General features: G+C 57.6%; 21 protein-coding genes, 1 other RNA gene and 1 pseudogene. 9 read left to right on the top strand and 14 right to left on the bottom strand.

What is annotated here, in order from left to right; genetic code table 11:
- Positions 1-9: 9 nt before the first annotated feature.
- From J2Y56_RS16925 to J2Y56_RS16975, 11 genes and pseudogenes are all read right to left on the bottom strand, one after another.
- Positions 10-996, bottom strand: coding sequence for a hypothetical protein (locus J2Y56_RS16925; protein ID WP_310351505.1), 987 nt, complete (start codon positions 994-996; stop codon positions 10-12).
- A 65-nt stretch (positions 997-1061) separates the two neighbouring features.
- Positions 1062-1502 carry a curli assembly protein CsgF gene (locus J2Y56_RS16930; protein ID WP_238543851.1) on the bottom strand — a complete coding sequence of 147 codons (441 nt, stop codon included), beginning with the start codon at positions 1500-1502 and terminating at the stop codon, positions 1062-1064.
- Positions 1499-1996, bottom strand: coding sequence for a CsgE family curli-type amyloid fiber assembly protein (locus J2Y56_RS16935; protein WP_081502727.1), 498 nt, complete (start codon positions 1994-1996; stop codon positions 1499-1501). The genes J2Y56_RS16930 and J2Y56_RS16935 overlap by 4 nt, the downstream gene beginning before the upstream one ends.
- Positions 1997-2418: 422 nt before the next feature.
- Positions 2419-2586: pseudogene (locus tag J2Y56_RS16940) on the bottom strand (cytosine methyltransferase); the annotation flags it as partial.
- A 221-nt stretch (positions 2587-2807) separates the two neighbouring features.
- Positions 2808-3201: a transfer-messenger RNA gene (ssrA, locus tag J2Y56_RS16945) on the bottom strand.
- 100 nt (positions 3202-3301) lie between these two features.
- Positions 3302-3580, bottom strand: a complete 279-nt coding sequence (locus tag J2Y56_RS16950) for a hypothetical protein (RefSeq protein WP_007942915.1) — start codon at positions 3578-3580, stop codon at positions 3302-3304.
- 199 nt (positions 3581-3779) lie between these two features.
- Positions 3780-6590: an FAD-binding and (Fe-S)-binding domain-containing protein gene (locus J2Y56_RS16955; protein ID WP_310351506.1), complete on the bottom strand. Its 2811-nt coding sequence runs from the start codon at positions 6588-6590 to the stop codon at positions 3780-3782.
- Positions 6587-7258, bottom strand: a complete 672-nt coding sequence (locus J2Y56_RS16960) for a lactate utilization protein C (RefSeq protein ID WP_310334314.1) — start codon at positions 7256-7258, stop codon at positions 6587-6589. Before J2Y56_RS16960 ends, J2Y56_RS16955 begins: the two co-directional genes overlap by 4 nt.
- Positions 7258-8712, bottom strand: coding sequence for a LutB/LldF family L-lactate oxidation iron-sulfur protein (locus J2Y56_RS16965; RefSeq protein WP_310334313.1), 1455 nt, complete (start codon positions 8710-8712; stop codon positions 7258-7260). Before J2Y56_RS16965 ends, J2Y56_RS16960 begins: the two co-directional genes overlap by 1 nt.
- Complete coding sequence (locus tag J2Y56_RS16970) at positions 8709-9533, bottom strand: (Fe-S)-binding protein (RefSeq protein ID WP_007942911.1); 825 nt, start codon at positions 9531-9533, stop codon at positions 8709-8711. The genes J2Y56_RS16965 and J2Y56_RS16970 overlap by 4 nt, the downstream gene beginning before the upstream one ends.
- 149 nt (positions 9534-9682) lie before the next feature.
- On the bottom strand, positions 9683-11377 hold the full coding sequence (locus J2Y56_RS16975; protein ID WP_150782261.1) for a lactate permease LctP family transporter: 1695 nt from the start codon (positions 11375-11377) through the stop codon (positions 9683-9685).
- A gap of 263 nt (positions 11378-11640) precedes the next feature.
- On the opposite strand from J2Y56_RS16975, the gene J2Y56_RS16980 reads away from it, so the two are divergent.
- Positions 11641-12408 carry an FCD domain-containing protein gene (locus J2Y56_RS16980; RefSeq protein ID WP_007942909.1) on the top strand — a complete coding sequence of 256 codons (768 nt, stop codon included), beginning with the start codon at positions 11641-11643 and terminating at the stop codon, positions 12406-12408.
- A gap of 66 nt (positions 12409-12474) precedes the next feature.
- On the opposite strand, the gene smpB is transcribed toward J2Y56_RS16980, so the two are convergent.
- Positions 12475-12957, bottom strand: a complete 483-nt coding sequence (smpB, locus tag J2Y56_RS16985; RefSeq protein ID WP_007942908.1) for an SsrA-binding protein SmpB — start codon at positions 12955-12957, stop codon at positions 12475-12477.
- Between the two features lie 118 nt (positions 12958-13075).
- On the opposite strand from smpB, the gene J2Y56_RS16990 reads away from it, so the two are divergent.
- From J2Y56_RS16990 to J2Y56_RS17000, 3 genes are read left to right on the top strand one after another with little or no spacing between them, the layout of a single operon-like run.
- Positions 13076-14479, top strand: a complete 1404-nt coding sequence (locus J2Y56_RS16990) for a sodium-dependent transporter (RefSeq protein ID WP_150782259.1) — start codon at positions 13076-13078, stop codon at positions 14477-14479.
- Between the two features lie 7 nt (positions 14480-14486).
- Positions 14487-14921 (top strand): type II toxin-antitoxin system RatA family toxin, encoded by a 435-nt coding sequence (locus J2Y56_RS16995; RefSeq protein WP_007942905.1) that lies wholly within the window; start codon positions 14487-14489, stop codon positions 14919-14921.
- The gene (locus J2Y56_RS17000; RefSeq protein WP_310351509.1) at positions 14914-15228 is read left to right on the top strand and encodes an RnfH family protein; all 315 of its coding nucleotides are present in this window, start codon (positions 14914-14916) and stop codon (positions 15226-15228) included. The genes J2Y56_RS16995 and J2Y56_RS17000 overlap by 8 nt, the downstream gene beginning before the upstream one ends.
- A gap of 60 nt (positions 15229-15288) precedes the next feature.
- Here J2Y56_RS17000 and J2Y56_RS17005 read toward each other — a convergent pair whose 3' ends face one another.
- Positions 15289-15810, bottom strand: a complete 522-nt coding sequence (locus tag J2Y56_RS17005; RefSeq protein ID WP_310334311.1) for an outer membrane protein assembly factor BamE — start codon at positions 15808-15810, stop codon at positions 15289-15291.
- 97 nt (positions 15811-15907) lie between these two features.
- On the opposite strand from J2Y56_RS17005, the gene fur reads away from it, so the two are divergent.
- A complete protein-coding gene (fur, locus tag J2Y56_RS17010; protein WP_003197684.1) occupies positions 15908-16312 on the top strand; it encodes a ferric iron uptake transcriptional regulator in 405 nt (134 codons plus the stop codon).
- A gap of 75 nt (positions 16313-16387) precedes the next feature.
- Here the strand turns inward: fur and recN are convergent, their stop codons facing one another.
- Positions 16388-18061 carry a DNA repair protein RecN gene (recN, locus tag J2Y56_RS17015; protein WP_059181640.1) on the bottom strand — a complete coding sequence of 558 codons (1674 nt, stop codon included), beginning with the start codon at positions 18059-18061 and terminating at the stop codon, positions 16388-16390.
- A gap of 240 nt (positions 18062-18301) precedes the next feature.
- Between recN and grpE the strand changes: the two genes are divergently transcribed.
- From grpE to dapB, 4 genes are all read left to right on the top strand, one after another.
- Entirely contained in the window at positions 18302-18868 is a 567-nt protein-coding gene (grpE, locus tag J2Y56_RS17020; RefSeq protein WP_150782301.1) for a nucleotide exchange factor GrpE, read from the top strand.
- 102 nt (positions 18869-18970) lie between these two features.
- Positions 18971-20887: a molecular chaperone DnaK gene (gene dnaK / locus J2Y56_RS17025; protein ID WP_310351514.1), complete on the top strand. Its 1917-nt coding sequence runs from the start codon at positions 18971-18973 to the stop codon at positions 20885-20887.
- Between the two features lie 297 nt (positions 20888-21184).
- Positions 21185-22309, top strand: a complete 1125-nt coding sequence (gene dnaJ, locus J2Y56_RS17030; protein ID WP_007942897.1) for a molecular chaperone DnaJ — start codon at positions 21185-21187, stop codon at positions 22307-22309.
- Between the two features lie 10 nt (positions 22310-22319).
- The gene (gene dapB, locus J2Y56_RS17035) at positions 22320-23123 is read left to right on the top strand and encodes a 4-hydroxy-tetrahydrodipicolinate reductase (protein ID WP_310351517.1); all 804 of its coding nucleotides are present in this window, start codon (positions 22320-22322) and stop codon (positions 23121-23123) included.
- Positions 23124-23230 lie beyond the last annotated feature (107 nt).

Raw genomic sequence — 23230 nt, forward strand, 5'->3', positions numbered from 1 at the left:
TTAAACAACTTAGTGCTGGTAGATAGTAGCGACGTTGCCGTTGCCGCCCGTCTGGCTGACGTTAGCAGTCAGATTATTGCCTGCCTGGGTCAGGCCAACGGTGTTGGTGGCAAGGAGTCCATTGCCGGTCTGGCTCACAACAGCGCGGTTGTTGGTACCGATTTGCAGCAGCGATTCTTCGTTGAAGGACGCGGTTTGAGTGCTGGAGGCAGAGTTGTTGTTGCCATATTGTTTAACGTCAGCGTTCAGGACACTGCCGTTCTGGTAAACAGTGGCACTGTTGAAGTCACCTGATTGCAGGGCATTAGCCGAGCTGAAGCCAGAGTTGACTTGCTGCACATAACCGATGTTGCTGTTGCCGCTTTGCTGCAGGCTGGCCGAAACCTGGATGTTTTTCTGCTGAGCCACGGTGCCGGTGTTGCCATTACCTGCTTGATGAAGGCTGGCTACAGCGCTGGTGTTGTCTTGCTGAGAAATGGTGCCGGCGGTGTAACTTCCGGATTGAGTAATAGTAGCGCTGGTGCCACGGTTAATATTTTGAGATGCGGTAGCTGTATTATTGTTGCTGTCACCCTGATTGATACTGGCCGATGTGTTGAAGTTGTTGTCTTGCGCGATTGTAGCGTTGCTGAAGCTGCCAGCCTGTGTCAGATCGGCACGCTGGATGTTTTCGCCAATTTGATTGATGACCGCACCGTTATTGTTACCAGCCTGGTTAGCGGCGGCACTGTTGTTAGCCCCATTTTGGTTGATGCTCAGAGCACTGTAGGTAGCGGTCTGATTGATCGGTGTTTTGGGGGCTGAGACGGTGCCAGCAATGTTGTTGCGGCCAGTCTGATTGATACTGATCGATGATCCGGTCGCACCGCTCTGGTCAACGTTCAATTTGTTACTGGAACCGTTCTGCGTAGTATTGACGCTGCTGGAGTCAGCCATGGCCGAACCGGACAGTGCTACCAGAACTGCGAGAGACAGAAGTGATTTACGTGAGTGCATTACAAACATCCTTTTTGAGTATGTGCTTATTGGTAGGGTATTGCGGGTTGGTTTTACAGCAGCTTTTATGGTTGATTGACTTGAAACTGTGTGGTCTGTCCGGTGTTCTTGTCGGTGGTAACAATTTGCAGCAGCCCACCTTGAAGATTGGTAATCGCGATGCGGAAGTCGGTGGTCTCAACAACCCCGGGTGAAAGTTGGCCGTCGGCGCCGACGATGCTCGAGGTCACGGCAGAGGACACCCGGCTTAGAATGGCGCTTTGCAACATGCTGTTAAATTGAGTCAGAGCAGTCTGTCCGGAAGCCGAAGAGGACGACTTTTCAGTATGGTCATTTTGCGCCTGCGCCTGGTTCAACAGTACCGGGCCGTTCAGCGGGTTACCGCCGAAGGAAGGGTTGTTGGGCACGTATACGAGTTCGCTGGCGTGTGCGGTATGTACTAAGCCAAACAAAAGCGTCAGGTTGATTACAGCCAAAGAAATACGGTGCATATAGGTGCCTTTCATAGCTCGTCGCGCCCCAAGTCGGGATCGCCAAAAAACTGTGCTAGTTGGTAATCAAGAATTGCCTGGTAAACCTGAGCAGCTGCGTTAGTTCCAATGGCAGGAATGAGCGTGCGGTTTGGCGGAAGAAACATCTGAAAAAGGCGACGGTTGCCGTAGTCGACAAACACCTGACTACCCAGGCGCGCGGTTGGTCGCTCGGTAATGGCAACTGTGAAGTTTCCGGCCTCATCCTTTTCACTCCACGCAATGGCAAAACTGTCGTAAAACGCTCGCCCCGCCATGGTGATTGTCTGTCCAATCACGACCCCCCCGACGTCTTTATGGTTAAGCGTTCGGTGTTGATCAACACTTGCGGTACTGTTAACGCTCTCCTGCGCAAAAACGGTAAAAACAACGCCTAGTTGGAGGGCAATAATGCTGAAAAGTTGAGGGCGGTTCATTGTTGTAATGGCACCGATACAGGTATGAAGCGATTTAAATACAAAAAATGGCATTTAGCCACTAAAAAAATGCATTAATTAAAGTTTGTTTTTGACGTCAATTTCTTGTTTTCTTTGTAGTGTAATTTATGGAAATTAACGTATGCGACAATAGAAATATGGCGTCATTTTTTTGTTGTAAGCGTGGGCGCATACGGAATTTTGTCTTAGTGCTGCTGGTATGAATTTTCTGTTGCTGAAGTTTATCCATTTAACGGCGACTTTCTTCAGGGCTTCGTATTCATCGAGGTGATGATCCTCAGTCCAGCCGCCCGCCAGTTGGATCAGCTCACACGCGAGCCAGTGTCGAAGGCTTTAGGCTTAAGGGCGCGCCGTGTCATGCACGGGATCGTGTTGGCGCAATAGGGTGCAAGAATGGGATTGGCATTGCAGTATCGAGCGGTGCTGCACGATCCTTTATCCGTATGGCTGGGTGTGATCTGGCGGAGGAAGCGCTGGCCGATCCAGCGAACGACGGTGACCGCCTTGCTGTTCCAGATCGCCTTGTAACGCGGGCCGTCCGGACATTCACTGGCTGGCTTGCCGCGCCATGGGATCAGCGTGTAGTCGTCGGGCATACCCTGAAGGCGCTCGCACTCGCCTGGGTCACCATGTCTTCTTTAAGGATGTGCCTTGACAGCCATCGTCCTATGAATCTTTCCTTTATGCAGGGAGTGTGTTCGGTCGGCAGAACGCCGGGGAGGATGTTGCTGAAAAGCTGCTGAAACTGACGTGAATCGACATGAATCCACAACAACCTTCAGCAACACATGAACCCCCAGATGCAGCGAAGCCCGCACTGGGCGGGCTTCGTTGGTGTCGCATTTGGTGGAGCCGGGGGGATTTGAACCCCCGTCCGCCAGTACTCCGCTGTCGGTACTACATGCGTAGCCGTGTCTATTAAGTTAACCCTCAGCGACCCGACGGGCAGGGTGCTTTGGGCGAGTTGTGTAAGTTTTAGCCGCTTCGTCCACAACGTACTGCACGGCGATTCTGTTCTATATGACAATCACTTTGGGTTTACAGACATCCCCTGATGATTGCTGGACCCGAAGGTACCAGGAGGGAAGGGCTAAGGCTGCTTACGCAGCGAGAGCGTATTCCCCGTAGGTTTCGTCATTGGCAACTATAAGAAGTTGCAACAGTGGATTTACGAGTTCTGTTACCAACTCGGCATGCACCTAAAGTTTCGCAACCGGCGTCGAATCCTAAACGGCCCCGAGCCTGTTGCTCTGTGAATCAAAGTGAGCAACAAGCCTGCGCAGTGTACGCCAACAAGGCTCAGAAGGCCAACCCGAAGGTTGGCCCTGAGCGCTGCGGTTATTTACCGCCTTTCTTGGCATTCTTCATGGTCTGGATGAGCTCACTCGTTTCACCAATGCAATCTTTAGTGCCTTGTTCAGTACCTTTTGCCTGATCCGCTTTGGCCTTCTCTACGCCTTCCTTGATCGTACCCATCATGTCTTCTGAACTCTGGAACTCCGCCTGGTTATTTTCGATCGTTTTCAGGTTGACCGCGCATAGGTCTTCAGCAGCAAATGAAGCAGAAGCCATCAGGGAAGCAGTAACGAACAGGCCGAACAGTACAGAATGTTTCATGTGCATCTCCTTGAACTGAAGAACCAGGCATCACTGACCATCTGGGCGAGCTGCCGAGTTTTGGAAGGCCCCACGTTTGCGGGACTTGATAGGTGGACTGCGGCGACAAGTCAGGGTTCGAATTTTCTACGGCAGGGCTGTCGATTCCAGCAAGAAGCATTACAGAAGGCGCATAAACACGCCTTCCTTGATGTTTGCTTCAGGTCACCCTGGCCTTGGTAACGCGGTCCACTAGATAGACTAGCCCGTGGTAGTCGATTGTGCTGTGTTGTGTCAGCCCTATCTCACAAGTGCGACTGGTCGAGATTCCCTCGCTGCACTGCTGAACCGCGTCCTTGAGCGTTCTCAACGCATGAGCATTCAATTCCGGCGTAGTGAATCCCTTGTCGCCGGCAAACCCGCAGCAGTGAATCCCTTCTGGAATGACCACGGTTTTGCTGCATTTGCGCGCCAGCTCGATCAACGCCTGGCTCTCGCCCAGATGCTGGGTGCTGCAGGTGACGTGCACCGCAATCGGCGCTTCCTGCGGAGTGAAATCCAGGCGATCCATCAAATGCGTACGGATGAAACGCACCGGGTCGTACAGGTCCAGTCGAACCTGGCCCAAATCCTCAACCAGCCGTAACGTGCAAGGGCTGGTGTCGCAGTAAATCGGGTCGAGCCCGCCGCGACTGGCGTGTAGCAAGGCGCCAATCAGTTCCTGGCGTTTGTGTTCGGCCTGTTCGGCGTAACCTTTGGAGGCAAATGGCTGGCCGCAGCAAAGGTTGTCCTGATTGTCCGGGAAGACCACCTGGTAACCGGCCTTTTCCAGTAGTCTGCGGGTTTTGTCGTACAGCGACATTTGCTCTATATCACCGGCCGCCGGGCCCATGACCCGCGAAACACACGCCGCCAGGTACACCACCCGGGGGCGCTCGTCCGACACGGTCGGACTGAAGCGAATGGCTTTTTCCGGCTGGGGCATGGCATTGGTCCATTGCGGGATCTGACCTTTGGACAGCTTGGTCAGTGTCGCCGAAAGTTTTGCCAGGCGTGGTGCTCCCAACAGCATCCGCGCGCCGTTGGCGACGTGCAGGGTGAAGCGGGCGCCTTGCAGTGCCGTGGCGAAATTTCCTTCGAGCCAATTCGCCGTTTTCACATGCTTGGCGTTACGGCTGCGGAGCTTTTTCACCAACTCGCCGGTATTGATGCCTACAGGGCAGCGCTGCGCACAAAGACCGGTGGCCGCGCAGGTGTCGATGCCTTGGTATTCGTAAGCCGCTTCGAGTTCGGTGGTGTCGACGCCGGCGCGCTTTTTCGCCTGAATATCCCGCCAGATCACGATGCGCTGGCGCGGGCTCAGGGTCAGGCCTTTCGAGGGGCACACCGGTTCGCAGAAACCGCACTCGATGCACTTATCCACAATCTCGTCGGCGGCCGGCAAGGGTTTCAGGTGCTTGAGGTGGATTTGCGGGTCTTCGCTGAGCACCACGTCCGGGTTGAGAATGCCGCTGGGGTCGAGCAGGCGTTTGAGCTGCCACATCAATTGGTAGGCATCACTGCCCCACTCCAGCTCGACGAAGGGCGCCATGTTGCGTCCGGTGCCGTGTTCAGCCTTCAGCGAACCGCCGAATTCCACTGCCACCAACTGCGCCACGTCGTCCATGAACGCCTGGTAGCGTGCGACTTCTTCCGGGTTGTTGAAGCCCTGGGTGAAGACGAAGTGCAGATTACCTTCCAGCGCGTGTCCGAAAAGGATCGCTTCGTCGTAGTGATGTTTGTCGAACAACTCGATCAGGCGGTTTACCCCGATGGCCAGTTGTTCCACCGGGAAGGTCACGTCTTCGATGATTACGGTTGTGCCGGTTTTACGAACGGCGCCGACGGCGGGGAAGGTGTCTTTGCGGATCGCCCAGAGGCGGGCGTTTTCCACCGGGTCTTCGGTGAAGTCGACCTGCTTCTCCACCGGGAACGAAGTCAGCGACGCCATGATTTGCGCCAGTTGTTCCTGCAGCAAGGTGGACGATGCGGCGCGGGATTCGATGAGCAGCGCGCAGGCATTGTTCGACAGGTGCTGTACGAAAGCGGGCATGCCGGGTTTGCTCTGCACCGAGCGCAAACTGCGCCGGTCCAGCAGTTCCACGGCCGACACCGGTTGGCTTTTCAGCACGGTCACGGCGTTACAGCAGGTTTCCACGTCGGGGAACACGATCAGCGCCGAGGCTTTGTTCGGGTGGTCGATTACCGTGTCGTAAGTCACCGCGCTGATAAAGCCGAGGGTGCCTTCGGAGCCCACCAGCAAGTGGCTCAAGATATCCACAGGCTCGTCGAAATCCACCAGGGCATTGAGTGACAGGCCAGTGGTATTTTTCAGACGGTATTTGTGGCGGATTCGCGCAGCCAATTCGGCATTGGCGCGGGTCTCGCGGCCCAAGGTGGCCAGACGTTCAAGCAGTGCAGCGTGGCTTTGACGAAACGCCGCGACACTGGCCGCGTCCTCTGTATCAAGGCGGCTACCGTCGGCCAGTACCAGCCGAATGCCGGCCAGCGTGTGATAGGTGTTCTGTGCCGTGCCGCAGCACATGCCGCTGGCATTGTTGGCGACGATGCCGCCGATTTTGCAGGCGTTGATCGACGCCGGGTCCGGGCCGATCTTGCGTCCGAACGGCGCCAGCCAGGCATTGGCCTGCGCGCCGATCACGCCCGGTTGCAGACGGATTTGGGTGCCTTGGCCACGGATCTCGCGGCCGTTCCAGTTATCCCCCAGCACGATCAGCACCGAGTCGCTGATAGCCTGGCCAGACAGGCTGGTGCCAGCGGCGCGGAAGGTCACCGGGACCTGATCCCGTTGCGCCAGTTTGAGCAGCGCGACGACTTCGTCTTCCGACTCGACGCGAATCACCAGTTGCGGAATCAGTCGATAGAAGCTGGCGTCAGTGCCGAAGGCCAATGTAGACAGCGGGTCGTCGAAACGTCGCTCTTGGGGGATCAGTTGCTGCGCATCTTTCAGGAAAGCCGCCGGTAGACTCATTGGTCCTCCAGGATCAAAACCACCAAGTCTTTCGGACCATGAGCGCCGTAGGCCAGTATCTGTTCAATGTCGGCGGTTTTCGACGGACCGGACACCAGCAGAGCGTTGGTCGGCATGCCTTGGGCCCAGTTGAATTCCTGCTGTACCTGATAGAAGTTGTCGCGGATCTCGCTAGCCTTCAGCAGGGCGAAATGCACCGGCGGTACCAGGCTCATCAAACGCGGTTCTTCGCGCGTTGGCCACAGAATCAGGCTGCCGGTCGCGGCGATGGCGCCAAGGGTGCCGGTCAGGCTGGCCGGGGTGTCATTGAACAACTCGGCTTTCCACTCTTCAATCGGGCGGTCGTAGGCCTTGAGTGCCGGCAGCCCCGGATTATTCGCCCAATGCTGTGAGAGGCGTTGACCGTGAGGCGTAGTCGGCGCGATCAACAGGCTTGGCAATTGGCGATCCTGCAACAACTGAGCTAATAGCGAAGGCCAGCCGTCGCTCGACGTCAGATGAATTTCGGTGTGCACCGCTTCCATCAATTTGCGCAGCTGCGGGATGCGTTGTTCAGCGGTATAGGTGTAGGGCGCTGTCACCAGTTCGACGTCAAACTCGTCAGGCACAGGCGTGGTGCCGGTCAGACTTTTCCGAAGTTTGGCGAGGATGTTTTGCTTGGCGCTCATCAGCGGTCTCCCTGTTTGGCCATATGGTCGCGGGCCATGTCGTGCAGTGAGCGGGCAGCGGGTTTTGGTGCGCTGTGGTTCTGCGTCCACGGGCCGACATTGTCTGGCGTGAGCGCGCGTAAACGCGTGGCGAAGAAACCGAACAGTCTGTACAGCGTCGGCGAGCTGTTGAGCCTGGCCCAGGCGTTCCAGATGAACCGTTCTTTGCGCGAATACTTGCTGCCTTGGCCACGCATGACTTGATGCGGGCTGTCCGGCGCTTTGACGTTCTCCTCACGAAGGCGACGCAACAGTGCCGGAATTGGGATTTTTACCGGGCAGACTTCGCCGCACGCACCGCAAAGCGATGAGGCGCTGGGGTGGTCCGGGACTTTCGCCAGGCCGACCATGTGCGGCGTGATGATTTTTCCGATAGGCCCAGGGTAAACCTCCCCATAGGCGTGGCCGCCGATTCGGGTGTAGACCGGGCAATGATTCATACAGGCGCCGCAGCGGATGCAGTTCAGGGTCTGACGCAATTCGCTGTCGGCAAACGCCTGGCTGCGACCGTTGTCGAGCAGGACCAGGTGCACTTCCTGAGGGCCGTCGAGTTCATGTTCCTTGCGTGGGCCGGAGATCATGTTCACGTAGGTGGTGATCGGAATGCCCAGCGCCGAACGGGTCAGCAGCGACAGCAGCGGCACCACATCGCGCAGGTTTTCCACGACTTTTTCGATACCGGTGACGGCGATGTGCACCGGTGGTACGGCGGTGGTCATGCGCCCGTTGCCTTCATTTTCCACCAGCAACAAGGTGCCAGTTTCGGCCACGGCGAAGTTGACACCGGAGACGCCGATGTCCGCTTCGAAAAATTTCTGCCGCAAGACTCTGCGACCGATCTGAATGAGTTGGTCAACGTCCTTGGTGTATTCCACGCCAAGTTTGTCGTGGAATAAGGACGCGACCTGACCGGCATTCTTGTGGATCGCCGGCATAATTATGTGTGAAGGCTTCTCGTGGTCGAGCTGGACGATGTACTCCCCCATGTCCGACTCCAGGCACTCAATGCCTTGAGCTTCGAGGACATGGTTCATCTCCATCTCTTCGCTGACCATCGATTTGCCCTTGATCACTTGCCGCCCCTCGTGAGCGCGGATGATCGAGAGGACGATGCCATTGGCCTCGTCCACCGTTTCCGCCCAGTGCACTGTCACACCGTTGCGGGTCAGGTTCTGTTCAAGCTGTTCGAGCAGGTCGGGCAACTTGGATAATGCACGGGCGCGGACAGCGTTGCCCAGCGCTCGCAAATGTTCTCGTTCGTGGGCATCGCCGAAGGACGCTGCCCGCTTGGCCATCAGCGAATCCATTGCCGTGCGAAAGTTGTTTCGCAGTTGCTTGTCGCCCAAAGCCTTGTGAGCCCGGGCGCGAAAATCTTCCTCGACGCTGACCGTCGGAATAATCGTGGACGTGCTCATCGGGCACCTCCGGTTCGCTGCCAGAGGAAACTGGCCAGGTGTTGGCCGCGCAGCGCTTCCTTCTGTTTCTCCAGCGAGCCGTTGATGTTCATCAGGCAACCGCAGTCGGCACTGAGTACCTTGTGCGCGCCGGACTCCTTCAACGACCGGGTCTTGTCCGCCACCATCGCGCCGGAAATGTCCGGCATTCGGACGCTGAAAGTCCCGCCAAAGCCACAGCATTCACTTTCATGATCATGATTGACCCGCTCCACATTGCTCAATTGCGCCAATAACTCGCGACCGTGCAGGTGGGTGTTCATCTCGCGGCGGGCCGAGCACGAGGTGTGCAACGCCACTTTGACCGGTTCGCCGCTGTCCTTGAGCTGCACTTTGCAGACAAACAACAGGAACTCGGCCAGTTCATACGTCCTGGCCGCCAATGCTTGAACCTGTTTCAGCGTGTGCGGTTCGTCCTTGAACAAGTCGGCGTAGTGTTCGCGCAACATCCCGGCACACGAACCTGACGGCACCACCACCGGATAATCCCCGGCGAACAGCGCCAGTTGCGAGCGAGCTACGGTCCTTGCCTGCTCGGTGTAACCCGAGGTGTAGGCCGGTTGTCCACAGCAGCTTTGCCCTTGCGGGTACTCGACACGAATGCCTTCGCGTTCCAGCAAGTGGATCGCGTCCATCCCGGCTTCCGGGTAGAACAAATCCACGACGCAGGTCCCGAACAGGTAGACCCGTGACGGTTTCTCGCTGGGGTATTGCCGAGGCTCGGGCAGTGGCGGGGCGACGCGGGTCGCGTTCGGCACAGCGTTGTAAAAAAGCTCGCTCATCAGGCGTCTCCGGGTGGTCCCGGTTATCCGTCCGCTGCGGCGGCTGAAAATAGTGTGGGCAACTTTCAGCAGCCTTGCAGACCGGGTTGTGAATTGCTGACGCCGGAATCGTGGTCCGGCGTCGGTTTTTGCTTTTTAACCTGTACTACTTAATGCACCAGCATGCCGGTGAACCAGTAGGCCTGAGCCAGGGTGATCAAACCGACTATCGTTGCAAAGAATAGGCTGTGCTTGAGGGTGAAGCGGAACAGATCCGATTCTTTGCCCACCAGGCCGGTCGCGGCGCAGGCTACGGCGATCGATTGTGGCGAGATCATCTTGCCGGTCACGCCGCCGCTGGTGTTCGCCGCCACCAGCAACACATCGCTAACGCCGATCTGATGCGCAGTCGTTGCTTGCAACGAGCTGAACAGGGCGTTGGACGAAGTGTCGGAACCGGTCAGGAACACACCCAGCCAACCGAGGAATGGCGAGAAGAACGGGAAGGCTGCGCCGGTACCGGCCAGCACCAGGGCCATGGTCGACGACATGCCCGAGTAGTTGGTGACGAAGGCAAACGCCAGCACCATGCCGATCGACAGGATCGGCCAGCGCAGCTCGTAGAAGGTCTCTTTCAAAGTGGTCAGACCAGTTTTGATGTTGATCTTCAGTACCAGCATCGAGATCAGCGCGGAGAAGAAAATAGCGGTGCCTGTCGCGGAGATCGGATCGAGCTTGAACACCGCCGGAAGGGCGGTTGGAGCCGCCACGATCGGTGCAACCTTGATCACCATTTGATCCAGGTGCGGGATGGCGAAGTTGAACACCCAGCTGTACATCGAGCCGCCGGCAGCGAACATTGCCTTGAACGGTTTCAGGGTCCAGATGGTGACCAGCACGGTGAGGATCAGGAACGGCGACCAGGCTTTGATGATTTCCAGGAGGCTGTAAGGCGAAGCGACAGTAGTGCGCTTCTGGCCGAAACCACCGGCGCTGGCTGTTACCACGGACGCCGAGACGGCGCCGACGATGTGCTGGCCGGCGGCGCGTTTCGGTTGCCAGACCTTCAGGAACAAGGTCAGGGAAATCAGGCTGGCCAAGGCCGAGGTGATGTCCGGCAGCTCCGGGCCGATGAAGTTCGAAGTGAAGTACTGGGTGACGGCAAAGCTCAGGCCGGCCACCAGTGCGGCAGGCCAGGTCTCCCGAACGCCGCGCAGGCCATCCATCATGAACACCAGCCAGAACGGCACGAACAACGACAGCAGCGGCAGTTGGCGACCGGTCATGGCGCCGATCTTGAACGCGTCGATGCCGGTCACTTGCCCGGCGACGATGATTGGAATCCCCAGGGCACCGAATGCCACGGGCGCGGTGTTGGCGATCAGGCACAGGCCTGCCGCGTACAGCGGATTGAAGCCCAGGCCGACAAGCAATGCAGCAGTAATCGCCACCGGCGCACCGAAACCGGCGGCGCCTTCGAGGAATGCACCGAAGCAGAACCCGATCAGCAGCACCTGCAAACGCTGGTCGTCGGTGATCGACAGTACCGAACTGCGGATCACTTCAAACTGGCCGCTCTTGACCGTCAGTTTGTAGAGGAATACGGCCGCCACAATGATCCAGGCGATGGGCCACAGACCATAGGCGAAGCCGTAACCGGCGGCAGCGAATGCCATGTCGACCGGCATCTGGAAGGCAAAGATCGCCACGGCAATGGACAACGCCAGGGTGATGCTGCCCGCCACATGACCTTTGAGGCGGAACACCGCCAACGCCAGGAAGAAAAATACGATAGGAATGACGGCCGCGAGGGCGGAGATGCCGAGACTGCCGAGCGGGGTATAGAGCTGTTGCCAGGTTTGCATATGGGGTGGCCCCTAATTGTTGTTGGTCAGACACTGGGCAGCGGTTTTGGTTAATTGGTAATACCAATTTACAATCGCTGTTGGCTAGGGTAAAAGCCTTATGTGCGGTGTGTCAATTTGCCGCCCTAAAACTTTTGTCGAATACGCCGTATGCAATGTTGTTGAGCGGTTTGATCGAGCGTCGTCTGGCCAGGTGATGTCGCCGCGCCAATAGACCAGAATAGACCGCCCGGCGAGTGGTCGGGATCGTGGAGAAATGAGTTATGGGGTTTGATCAGATTCGTCAGCGCCGTTTGTCTGACGATATTGTCGAGCGGCTCGAGGGAATGATCCTTGAGGGCACGCTGAAGTCTGGCGAGCGCTTGCCGGCCGAGCGGGCACTGGCCGAGCAGTTCGGCGTGTCACGCCCTTCGTTGCGTGAGGCGATTCAGAAACTGTCCGCCAAGGGCTTGCTGGTCAGTCGTCAGGGCGGTGGCAATTATGTCGTCGACTCGTTGGGGTCGACCTTCAGCGATCCACTGCTGCATCTGCTGGAAAATAACCCCGAGGCGCAGCGGGATCTGCTGGAATTTCGCCACACCCTGGAAGCGTCTTGCGCTTATTACGCGGCATTGCGCGCCACCGATGTGGACCGTGAGCGGCTGACGGCCGCGTTTGACGTATTGCAGGACTGTTATTCGCGCCATGACGACGTGAGTCGGGCCGAAGAGGGGGCGGCGGACGCCAGTTTTCACCTGGCCATTGCTGAAGCCAGTCATAACGCGGTGTTGTTGCACACGATTCGCGGGCTGTTCGATCTGCTCAAACGCAACGTGGTGACCAACATTGGCGGCATGTACAAGCAGCGCACGGAAACCCGCGACATGCTGATCACGCAGCACCGGGAGTTGTACCTGGCGATTATCGAAGGACGGGCGGAGCAGGCGCGCGAAATCTCCAGTCGACACATCTTGTATGTGCAGGAAGTGCTGGAAGAGGTGCGTCAGGAAGTGCAGCGCATGGCTCGGGCGGAGCGGCGCAAGGGGATGTAGTCGGCAAACGATCGTTCCCACGCTCTGCGTGGGAACGATCAGGGTGGGAACGATCAGGGTGGGAAATTAATCTTCCTTGCCCTTGTTACGCACTGCACGCGCCAATTCACGACCAGCGTCGCGTTCGCGTTCGGTGTCGCGCTTGTCGTATTCCTTCTTGCCCTTGCCCAGCGCGATCTCGCACTTGACCATGTGCTTGCTCCAGTACCAGGACAGGCACACGCAGGCATAGCCTTTCTGCTGCACGGCGGTGGCCAGCTTTTCCAGCTCGCGGCGGTTGAGCAGCAATTTTCGGGTACGGGTCGGGTCAGCAATGACGTGGGTGCTGGCAGTCATCAGCGGCGTGATGTGACTGCCGAGCAGCCAGGCTTCGCCATCCTTGAGCAGCACGTAACTGTCGACCAGTTGCAGCTTGCTTGCCCGCAAACTTTTTACTTCCCAGCCGGCCAGGACCAGACCAGCCTCGAACTTATGCTCGATGAAGTAATCGTGTCGCGCCTTTTTGTTCTGCGCGATGGTCCCTGTGGGGTGTTTCTTCTGTTTAGCCATAGGGGCGGCATTATAGGGAGTTGCGCGCAAGTCGGCTACGGTATCGCTACGTGCTTGAGCAGGTTGATTGAATCCCGGACAATGCGGCCTCTTTTTTGAACGCTTGGGCGTGATAACGATGTCGACAGACAAGGTTTCTGTCCACGGCAGTTGGGCTAGCCGCTGGGTCTTCATACTCGCCGCGACCGGTTCGGCCGTGGGCCTGGGTAGTATCTGGAAATTCCCGTACATGGTCGGCGTCTACGGCGGCGGGGCTTTCGTGCTGATGTTCCTGGCCTGTATCGCGCTGATCGGTGTGCCGGTCATGCTGGCTGAAACCCTGATCGGCCGTCGTGCCCGGCAAAGTCCGGCCAACGCCTTGAAGGTGCTGGCGCTGGAGGCGGGGCACTCGGCCAAATGGTCCTGGGGCGCGTTCGCCGGGATGATCACGGCGTTGCTGATCCTGTCTTTCTATAGTGTGGTCGGCGGCTGGTCGCTGGATTACATCATCGACATGGGGCGTGGCGATTTTCAGGGGGTAACGGCTGATCAAGTCGGCGCGTACTTTGGCAACGTGATTGCCGATCCTTGGCGCCTGACACTTTGGCACACGATTTTCATGCTGCTGTCGGCCGTTGTGATCGCCAAAGGCGTGGTCGCCGGGCTTGAACGCAGCTTGCGCATCATGATGCCGCTGCTGTTTGTGATGGTCATCGTGCTGCTGGGTTACAGCATGACCACCGGCCATTTCATGGAGGGCGTGCATTTCATGTTCGACTTCCACCCGGAAAAAGTCCTCGACGGTTTGCTGCCCGCCATGGGCCATGCGTTCTTCTCGCTGAGCGTGGGTGTCGGCTCGATCATGATCTACGGTGCCTACATGCCGAAGCACTCGTCGATTTCCGGGACTATTGTCGGTGTGGCGCTGCTCGACACGTTCGTTTCGCTGGTTGCCGGTCTGGCATTGTTTCCGATTGTGTTCGCCGCGGGTCTGAACCCCAGCGAAGGCCCTGGCCTGATGTTTGTCAGCCTGCCATTTGCCTTCGGCAACGTAGCTTTCGGCCAGTTGATGGGCGTAGTGTTCTTCGTGCTGGTCGCCGTCGCTGCCTGGAGCTCGGCAATTTCACTGCTGGAGCCGATGGTCGCGTACCTGGTTGAACGCACCAAGGTCAGCCGAGCCTGGGTGACGTTCTGGTTGGCTTTCACTTGCTGGTTCGTTGGTCTGGGCACCGTGTTTTCCTTCAATATCTGGAAGGAAGCCAAGTTTTTCGTGAACGAAGGCGGGATGTTCCACCTCTACCAATGGGGCGCGGCCGGCGGTCTGGACTTCTTTGGCGTGATCGACTTCTTCACCTCGCGGATCATGTTGCCACTCGGTGGTTTGTGTTTCGTGGTGTTTGCAGGCTGGATCATGGGGCGTGAAGCGGTGCGTGACGAGTTGTCGATCCGCAGCCCGATGCTGTTTGGCTTGTCCCTGTTCTTGATGCGCTATGTGGCGCCCATCGGCATTCTCGTAGTGTTTGCCGCCCAGCTGTGGAAGTGACGCCGACATGACAACGCATATTCAACGTTCGGCCCTGCTGCCGTACCCGGCGCAGGCCCTGTATGACCTGGTCAACGACGTAGCGCGTTATCCGGAGTTTCTGCCTTGGTGCTCGGCCGCCGAAGTGCTTGAGAGTTCACCTGAGCACATGCGCGCCCGCGTAGGGGTGGCCAAGGGTGGGTTGAGTCAGCATTTTGTTACTAGAAACACACTGGTTCCCGGCCATTCCATCGAAATGAATCTTGAAGAAGGCCCTTTCACTCAATTGCACGGCATCTGGTCGTTCAAGCCGCTGACTGAGAAGGCCTGCAAGATCAGTCTGGACCTGTCGTTCGACTACGCCGGACCGATTGTTCGCGCGACGTTGGGGCCCTTGTTCAATCAGGCTGCCAACACGCTGATGGACGCGTTCTGCCAGCGCGCCAAGCAGATTCATGGTTGAGGCCGTGATCGAGGTCGAGGTGGTGTATGCCGCCGTTGATCGTCAGGTGTTGCTGGTGGTCGCTGTGCCTGAGGGTACTTCGGTTCGTGAGACGTTGCGCCAATCTGCGGTAGGCGCGCAGTTTCCTGAGCTGGATCTGGATAATTGCCCGGTGGGAATATTCGGCAAGGTCATTGCCGACCCGCACGTGCGCCCGGTTCAGGCGGGGGATCGCATCGAGATTTACCGGCCATTGCTGGCGGATCCGAAGGAGGTGCGTCGGTTACGTGCCGCCAAGGCGGCCGAGGCCAAAGCCCGAAATCAGTGAGTGGCTAAACGCTGGACAATAAAAAACCCGGACATTCCGGGTTTTTTATTGCGTCGCAAATTATTGCGGCGAGGTGTTCAGCGGTTCTGGCGTCGGGACTGGAACGGTTTCTACGCCGTCGACGTCCTTCTGGATCTGGTCCAGCAACGAGCCTGGCTTGACCGGTTTTTCAGGTTTCGGCAACTCGAGGTGTTCTACGGGTTCTTTGATTGGCGTGTCGGTGCCGAGAATGGCTTCATCGCGGCTCATGCCGGGCATGAAATCACCAGAAAGGCTGACAAGCTGATCATTTGAGTTGAAGATAACAGTAACGCGTTCCTGCTGGCGTTCACCGCCACCCGGTTGCATGCTGTACAGATAATCCCAGCGATCGGCATGGAACGTGTCGGTCAGCAGAGGGTTACCCATGATAAACCGTACTTGCTTACGGGTCATTCCCGGGCGTAACTGGTCTATCATGTCCTGCGTGACGACATTGCCCTGCTGGATGTCGATTTTGTAAACCCCGGGGAATGAACAACCGGCGAGTGCGAGCAGTCCCACAAAGGTGAAACTGGTTAGCAAGAGCTTGGTGTTTTGCATCGGTGGGCGACTTCCACTATCTTGGCTGGGACAACGTAAACGCCGATCATACCCGCAATAAGAGAAGCTGCGAAGCAGCATCGCGAGAAAGCTGACCATGGTTGAAAATAGCGAACTACGCAAAGCAGGCCTCAAAGTGACCCTGCCACGGGTCAAAATTCTGCAAATGCTCGATTCCGCCGAGCAACGCCACATGAGTGCCGAAGACGTTTACAAGGCGCTGATGGAAGCTGGTGAGGACGTCGGTCTGGCCACGGTTTACCGTGTACTGACTCAGTTCGAAGCAGCTGGCCTTGTGGTACGGCACAACTTCGACGGAGGCCACGCGGTCTTCGAACTGGATGATGGCAAGCATCACGACCATATGGTCAATGTCGAAACCAGCGAAGTGATCGAATTCTTCGACGAAGAAATCGAGCGCCTTCAGAAAGCCATCGTCGACAAGTATGGTTTCGAGATGGTTGATCACAATCTGGTGCTGTACGTACGCAAGAAAAAGTAAGCATGTCGCGCGAATGTCACATTCGCGAAACGAACGAAGGCGACCCATGGGTCGCCTTCGTGCTGTCTGCCGTTCTTAAATTTTTGCGGTGACGACCATTTTTTTCGCGTGAGCCAAGGACTCCTTGGTCAGGTCGATGCCACCCAGCATCCGCGCCACTTCCTCCACTCGATCATTCTTGCTCAGCTTGGAAACGGCTGTGTGGGTTGCCTCTTCGCCGCGAACCTTGTGCACGAATAGATGCTGGTGACCCTGCGCCGCCACTTGCGGCAAGTGAGTCACTGTCAGCACCTGCCCGCGTTCCCCGAGTCGACGTAACAATTGGCCAACGATCTCGGCGGTCGGACCGCCGATACCCACATCGACTTCGTCGAACACCAGGGTGGGTACACGAGAGGTCTGTGCGGTGATCACCTGAATCGCCAGGCTGATCCGCGACAGCTCACCGCCGGATGCGACTTTGGCCAAGGCTTTTAATGGCTGGCCAGGGTTGGCGCTTACCAGTAACTCGACTTGCTCCAAGCCATTGGGCAGCAGTTCATCGCTGCTATTAGGGCGTAACTCGATGGTAAAGCGACCGCCGGGCATGCCGAGTCGCTGGATTTCCTGTTCAACGGCACTGGCCAGGCTGCTCGATGCTTGATGGCGCAAGTCACTCAGCTCGCGTGCCTTCTCCTGATAATGACGGGCGTAGGAGGCCAGTTCATCGCTAAGCCGCTCGATGGATTCATCGTTGGCATTCAGGGTTTCGATTTCATCCAGCAGGCGCTGCTGCATCTCCGCGACCTCCGTCGGCTGGATGCGGTGTTTGCGCGCCATGGTGTAGATCGCATCGAGGCGCTCTTCCAGATATTGCAGGCGCGCCGGGTCGGCGTCGAAGTTGTCGAGGAAGCGGTTCAACTCGCCCACTGCTTCTTCTACTTGAATCTGCGCGCTGGTCAGCAGGCTGCTGGCCTCGCCCAGGGCGCCGATCGAGTTGTTGACGCTTGAGAGGCGGTTGAGGCTGGCGGTCAGGGCATTCAGGACATTGCCGGAATCACTTTCGCTGCACTGCTCGACGACTTGCCGGCAGATGCCCAGCAGCGTTTCGGCGTTGGTGAGGTTCTTGTGTTCCTGTTCCAGTTGCTCCAGCTCGTTTTCGCCAAGACCAAGGTTCTCCAGCTCTTCGAGTTGATAGCTGAGCAATTGATGGCGAGCGCGTTGCTCGTCACCGGAGTTGGAAAGGCGCTCCAGTTCCTGGCGGGTCTGGCGCCAGCGTTGGGCGGCCAGTTGCACCTGACGGGCAAGGTCCGTTGCGCCGGCGTACTCGTCGAGCAGGCGGCGGTGGGTGTCTGTTTTGAGCAGCGATTGGTGTTCGTGTTGGCTGTGGATATCGATCAGCAGTTCGCCCAGAGCCTTGAGGTCGCCGAGCGGGCAGGGCGTGCCATTGATGTAGCCGCGGGAGCGCCCTTCAGCGGTGATCACCCGGCGCAGGATGCACGGGCCATCACTTTCGAGGTCGCGCTCAGCGAGCCAGGCGCTGGCTTCCGGGATATCGACCAGGTCGAAGGTCGCCAGAATGTCGGCCTTGTCGGCGCCGGGGCGGACCACACCGCTGTCGGCGCGATCACCGAGGGTCAGGCCCAGAGCGTCGAGCATGATCGACTTGCCGGCGCCGGTTTCCCCGGTGATCACGCTCATCCCGCGATCGAGTTCGAGATCGAGGTGTTCAACGATGGCGTAGTTATGTACGGACAGGTGCACGAGCATAAAGGCCGCTCCCAGGCTTTAGGTCTGGTTATTTATACAGTGTTTTATTTGCGCCTGACAATGCCCCTGTCTGGCTTGATTTGCTCGGCCTGACGAAATGCCAGGCGTATCGGTCAATCGCATTGCAGTGCTTTTTGTAGGGGTAATCGCAACCAACCCCTTGAAGCTGATTTTTGCGGCCCCATATACCGGGACAGAAGCGTGAGTTGAGCTCACGGACGAAATTGAAAGGAGAAATCTATGGCTGACGAACAGACAGTGGATACGCAAAATCAAGAGGCCAACCAAGGCTCCGCGGCTTCGGGTGAAGACCTCGCGGCTCGTGTACAAGTGCTCGAAGAGCAGCTGGCAGGCGCGCAGGATCAGGCTTTGCGTGTTGCCGCCGATCTGCAGAACGTCCGCCGTCGCGCCGAGCAGGATGTAGAAAAAGCGCACAAATTCGCCCTGGAAAAATTCGCAGGCGATTTGCTGCCGATCATCGACAGCCTGGAGCGTGGTCTGGAGTTGTCCAACCCGGACGACGAAAGCATCCGCCCAATGCGCGAAGGCATCGAGCTGACCCTGAAAATGTTCCAGGACACCCTCAAGCGCTATCAGCTGGAAGCCATCGATCCGCATGGCGAACCGTTCAACGCCGTTCAACATCAGGCAATGGCCATGCAGGAAAGCGCCGATGTCGAGCCGAACAGCGTGCTCAAGGTGTTCCAGAAGGGCTATCAGCTTAATGGCCGCCTGCTGCGCCCGGCCATGGTCGTGGTCAGCAAGGCCCCTGCACCAGTTTCGCCTTCGATTGACGAGCAGGCTTGAAATTGGCCGCAAGGCCCCCATTTATAAGTCAAGCGTTTAAGTGCTACCGCAGTTAGCCACCACTGCTGCGGCAACCAAATCCAAAGTTTCGGGAGAGTGAACATGGGCAAAATTATCGGTATCGACCTGGGGACTACCAACTCCTGCGTCTCCGTGCTGGAAAACGGCGTAGCTAAAGTTATTGAAAACGCTGAAGGCGCGCGTACCACGCCGTCGATCATCGCTTACGCCAACGATGGCGAAATCCTCGTAGGCCAATCGGCCAAGCGTCAGGCTGTGACCAATCCGCATAACACCCTGTACGCGGTGAAGCGTCTGATCGGTCGTAAGTTCGACGAAGAAGTCGTACAGAAAGACATCAAGATGGTCCCGTACAAAATCGCCAAGGCTGATAACGGCGATGCATGGGTAGAAGTGAACGGCCAGAAAATGTCGCCGCCACAAATCTCGGCTGAAATTCTGAAGAAAATGAAGAAGACCGCCGAAGACTACCTCGGCGAGCCGGTGACTGAAGCGGTGATCACCGTTCCGGCCTACTTCAACGACAGCCAGCGTCAAGCCACCAAAGACGCCGGCCGCATCGCGGGCCTGGACGTTAAACGTATCATCAACGAACCAACCGCGGCCGCTCTGGCTTACGGTATGGACAAGGCGAAGGGCGATCACACCGTGATCGTTTACGACTTGGGCGGCGGTACTTTCGACGTTTCCGTGATCGAAATCGCTGAAGTCGATGGCGAGCACCAGTTCGAAGTATTGGCCACCAACGGTGACACGTTCCTGGGCGGTGAAGACTTTGACATTCGTCTGATCGACTACCTCGTCGACGAATTCAAGAAAGAAAGCGGCATGAACCTCAAAGGTGATCCGCTGGCCATGCAGCGCCTGAAAGAAGCCGCTGAAAAAGCCAAGATCGAGCTGTCTTCTGCTCTGTCGACCGACGTGAACCTGCCGTACATCACTGCAGACGCCACCGGTCCCAAGCACTTGAACGTGAAGATTTCTCGCGCCAAGTTGGAAGCACTGGTTGAAGACCTGGTTCAGCGCACCATCGAACCTTGCCGCATCGCTCTGAAAGACTCCGGTATCGACGTTGGTGCGATCAACGACGTGATCCTGGTAGGCGGTCAGACCCGTATGCCACTGGTTCAGAAGCTGGTAACCGAGTTCTTCGGCAAAGAAGCTCGTAAAGACGTGAACCCGGACGAAGCGGTTGCCATGGGTGCAGCTATCCAGGGCGCGGTATTGGCCGGCGACGTTAAAGACGTTCTGCTGCTGGACGTTAGCCCGCTGACCCTGGGTATCGAAACCATGGGTGGCGTGATGACCGCGCTGATCGAGAAAAACACCACGATTCCTACCAAGAAATCGCAAGTGTTCTCGACTGCCGATGACAACCAGGGCGCTGTGACCATTCACGTGCTGCAAGGTGAGCGTAAACAAGCGGCTCAGAACAAGTCCTTGGGCAAGTTCGACCTGGCCGACATTCCACCAGCACCACGTGGCGTGCCACAAATCGAAGTGACCTTCGACATCGACGCCAACGGCATTCTGCACGTAGGCGCCAAAGACAAGGCCACCGGCAAAACTCAGTCGATCGTGATCAAGGCCAACTCCGGTCTGTCCGAGGAAGAAATTCAGCAGATGATTCGCGATGCTGAAGCCAACGTCGACGCAGACCGCCAGTTCGAAGAGCTGGCAACCGCTCGCAACCAGGGCGATGCGCTGGTTCACTCGACGCGCAAAATGGTCGCTGATGCAGGCGATAAAGTGACTGCCGAAGAGAAGACAGCAATCGAAGCCTCTGTTGTTGCTCTGGAAGCCGCTGTTAAAGGCGACGACAAAGCTGCAATCGAAGCCAAGGTTGAAGAGCTGTCGAAAGTATCTGCTCCAGTGGCGCAGAAGATGTACGCCGAACAGGCCCAGCCTGCTGAAGGCGCGGCACCGCACGACGAAAAAGCTGAAAAGGCTGACGACGTTGTCGATGCCGAGTTCGAAGAAGTCAAAGACCACAAGTAAGTTGTTGGTCGCCCGGTTGACTGCCTTCAGGCGGTGACTGGTAGGATGTCGCCGCGCGGGAGCTTGCTCCCGCGTTGGCGTGTCTGGAGTTAGCGAATTTTTACAGCATGCGACAACGCTCGCGTGTTGATGGTATGGCCGGGAATGCTCCTGCTTTTCGAGCCGAAAGTACCGCAATGAATCAAAGACCAGGATCGTTGAATTGACGTGAGTTGGGTCCGGGCCTGTATTGGGGCTCAACGAGTTTGGCAAGGCTCAGGAGAGGTTTGCCGGACGTCCTCAAGAGTGCAAAGACTTATGGCAAAGCGTGACTATTACGAAGTATTGGGTGTTGAGCGTGGCTCAAGCGAAGCGGACTTGAAAAAGGCCTACCGTCGCCTGGCGATGAAGCACCACCCGGACCGTAATCCCGATGACAAAGCGTCGGAAGAGATGTTCAAAGAGGCCAACGAAGCCTACGAAGTGCTGTCCGATTCCGGCAAGCGCGCGGCATACGACCAGTACGGTCATGCCGGTGTCGACCCAAGCATGGGCGGCGGCGGTGCAGGGTTTGGCGGTCAGAACTTCTCCGACATCTTTGGCGATGTCTTCAGTGACTTCTTCGGCGGCGGTCGCGGCGGTTCCCGTGGCGGTGCCCAGCGCGGCAGCGACCTGCGTTACACCCTGGAACTGGATCTGGAAGAAGCGGTACGCGGTACTACCGTGAATATCCGTGTTCCATCACTGGTCAACTGCAAGCCGTGCGACGGCTCCGGTGCCAAGAAAGGCTCCTCGCCAGTCACTTGCCCGACGTGCGGCGGTATCGGCCAGGTTCGCATGCAACAGGGCTTCTTCTCGGTGCAGCAAACCTGCCCGCGTTGCCATGGTCAGGGCAAGATCATTTCCGACCCTTGTAACTCCTGCAACGGCGAAGGTCGTGTCGAAGAGTCCAAAACCCTTTCCGTAAAAGTGCCGGCCGGTGTCGATACCGGTGACCGCATTCGCCTGTCCGGCGAAGGCGAAGCGGGCGCTCAGGGCGGACCAACGGGCGACCTGTACGTGGTGATCAATGTGCGCGAGCACGCGATCTTCCAGCGCGACGGCAAGCACCTGTTCTGCGAAGTGCCGATCAGCTTTGTCGATGCGGCATTGGGCGGCGAGCTGGAGATTCCGACCCTCGATGGTCGAGTCAAACTGAAAATCCCTGAGGGGACCCAGACCGGCAAGCAGTTCCGTGTGCGCGGCAAAGGCGTTGCGCCAGTGCGCGGTGGCGGTGCGGGTGACTTGATGTGCCGTGTGGCAGTCGAAACCCCGGTCAACCTGGGTCGTCGCCAGCGTGAATTGCTGGAAGAGTTCCGCAGCTCCCTGGCGGACGACAACAGCCATTCGCCAAAGACCACCGGTTGGTTTGAAGGCGTTAAGCGCTTCTTCGGCGATTTGTAAGGAGACGGGCATGCGACGTATTGCAGTGATGGGCGCCGCCGGGCGCATGGGCAAAACCCTGATTGAGGCGGTGCAGCAAACGCCTGGCGCCGGTCTGACGGCTGCCATTGATCGTCCTGACAGCACGCTGGTGGGGGCGGATGCCGGTGAATTGGCTGCTCTTGGTCGAATTGGCGTGCCATTGTCGGGTGATCTGGCTCGGGTGGTTGACGAGTTCGACGTGTTGATCGACTTCACGCACCCGACGGTGACCCTGAAGAATCTCGCGTTCTGCCGCAAGCATCGCAAAGCGATGATTATCGGTACCACCGGTTTCAGCGTTGAAGAGAAGCAGTTGCTGGCGGAAGCAGGCAAGGACATACCGATTGTCTTCGCGGCCAACTTCAGCGTCGGCGTCAATCTTTGCCTCAAGTTGCTCGACACGGCTGCTCGCGTGTTGGGTGATGATGTCGATATCGAAATCACTGAAGCTCATCATCGGCACAAAGTCGATGCGCCGTCCGGCACTGCCGTTCGTATGGGTGAGGTGATTGCCGATGCGCTTGGACGTGATTTGAAGAAGGTGGCGGTTTATGGTCGTGAAGGCCAAACCGGTGCTCGTGCTCGCGAGACAATTGGCTTCGCTACCGTGCGTGCCGGTGACATCGTGGGTGATCACACGGTGTTGTTCGCTGCCGATGGTGAGCGTGTCGAGATCACCCACAAAGCGTCTAGTCGCATGACCTTCGCCAAGGGCGCGGTGCGTGCTGCGTTGTGGCTTGATGGTCGTGAGCCAGGCCTTTACGACATGCAAGACGTGCTCGATCTGCGTTAAGATGCCCCCGAAATCGGGTTCAAGCCCTGCGTTTGAACCCGGTTTTACCCCGCCAAGCGACGACCTGTCGCATTCTCCAGCCTTTCAGGCTCATTGGCGGTAGACCA

The sequence above is a fragment of the Pseudomonas sp. BE134 genome, from assembly GCF_031456105.1.
Taxonomy (GTDB): Bacteria; Pseudomonadota; Gammaproteobacteria; order Pseudomonadales; family Pseudomonadaceae; genus Aquipseudomonas.

Coding starts and splice junctions, on each gene's coding strand:
- J2Y56_RS16955 (WP_310351506.1), bottom strand. CDS start 6,590: ATGAGTCTACCGGCGGCTTTCCTGAAAGATGCGCAGCAACTGATCCCC.
- dnaK (WP_310351514.1), top strand. CDS start 18,971: ATGGGCAAAATTATCGGTATCGACCTGGGGACTACCAACTCCTGCGTC.
- J2Y56_RS16935 (WP_081502727.1), bottom strand. CDS start 1,996: ATGCCATTTTTTGTATTTAAATCGCTTCATACCTGTATCGGTGCCATT.
- J2Y56_RS16995 (WP_007942905.1), top strand. CDS start 14,487: ATGACAACGCATATTCAACGTTCGGCCCTGCTGCCGTACCCGGCGCAG.
- dnaJ (WP_007942897.1), top strand. CDS start 21,185: ATGGCAAAGCGTGACTATTACGAAGTATTGGGTGTTGAGCGTGGCTCA.
- J2Y56_RS16980 (WP_007942909.1), top strand. CDS start 11,641: ATGGGGTTTGATCAGATTCGTCAGCGCCGTTTGTCTGACGATATTGTC.
- recN (WP_059181640.1), bottom strand. CDS start 18,061: ATGCTCGTGCACCTGTCCGTACATAACTACGCCATCGTTGAACACCTC.
- J2Y56_RS16970 (WP_007942911.1), bottom strand. CDS start 9,533: ATGAGCGAGCTTTTTTACAACGCTGTGCCGAACGCGACCCGCGTCGCC.
- J2Y56_RS16990 (WP_150782259.1), top strand. CDS start 13,076: ATGTCGACAGACAAGGTTTCTGTCCACGGCAGTTGGGCTAGCCGCTGG.
- dapB (WP_310351517.1), top strand. CDS start 22,320: ATGCGACGTATTGCAGTGATGGGCGCCGCCGGGCGCATGGGCAAAACC.
- J2Y56_RS16965 (WP_310334313.1), bottom strand. CDS start 8,712: ATGAGCACGTCCACGATTATTCCGACGGTCAGCGTCGAGGAAGATTTT.
- J2Y56_RS16975 (WP_150782261.1), bottom strand. CDS start 11,377: ATGCAAACCTGGCAACAGCTCTATACCCCGCTCGGCAGTCTCGGCATC.
- grpE (WP_150782301.1), top strand. CDS start 18,302: ATGGCTGACGAACAGACAGTGGATACGCAAAATCAAGAGGCCAACCAA.
- J2Y56_RS17005 (WP_310334311.1), bottom strand. CDS start 15,810: ATGCAAAACACCAAGCTCTTGCTAACCAGTTTCACCTTTGTGGGACTG.
- J2Y56_RS16930 (WP_238543851.1), bottom strand. CDS start 1,502: ATGAAAGGCACCTATATGCACCGTATTTCTTTGGCTGTAATCAACCTG.
- J2Y56_RS16925 (WP_310351505.1), bottom strand. CDS start 996: ATGCACTCACGTAAATCACTTCTGTCTCTCGCAGTTCTGGTAGCACTG.
- J2Y56_RS17000 (WP_310351509.1), top strand. CDS start 14,914: ATGGTTGAGGCCGTGATCGAGGTCGAGGTGGTGTATGCCGCCGTTGAT.
- J2Y56_RS16960 (WP_310334314.1), bottom strand. CDS start 7,258: ATGAGCGCCAAGCAAAACATCCTCGCCAAACTTCGGAAAAGTCTGACC.
- fur (WP_003197684.1), top strand. CDS start 15,908: ATGGTTGAAAATAGCGAACTACGCAAAGCAGGCCTCAAAGTGACCCTG.
- J2Y56_RS16950 (WP_007942915.1), bottom strand. CDS start 3,580: ATGAAACATTCTGTACTGTTCGGCCTGTTCGTTACTGCTTCCCTGATG.
- smpB (WP_007942908.1), bottom strand. CDS start 12,957: ATGGCTAAACAGAAGAAACACCCCACAGGGACCATCGCGCAGAACAAA.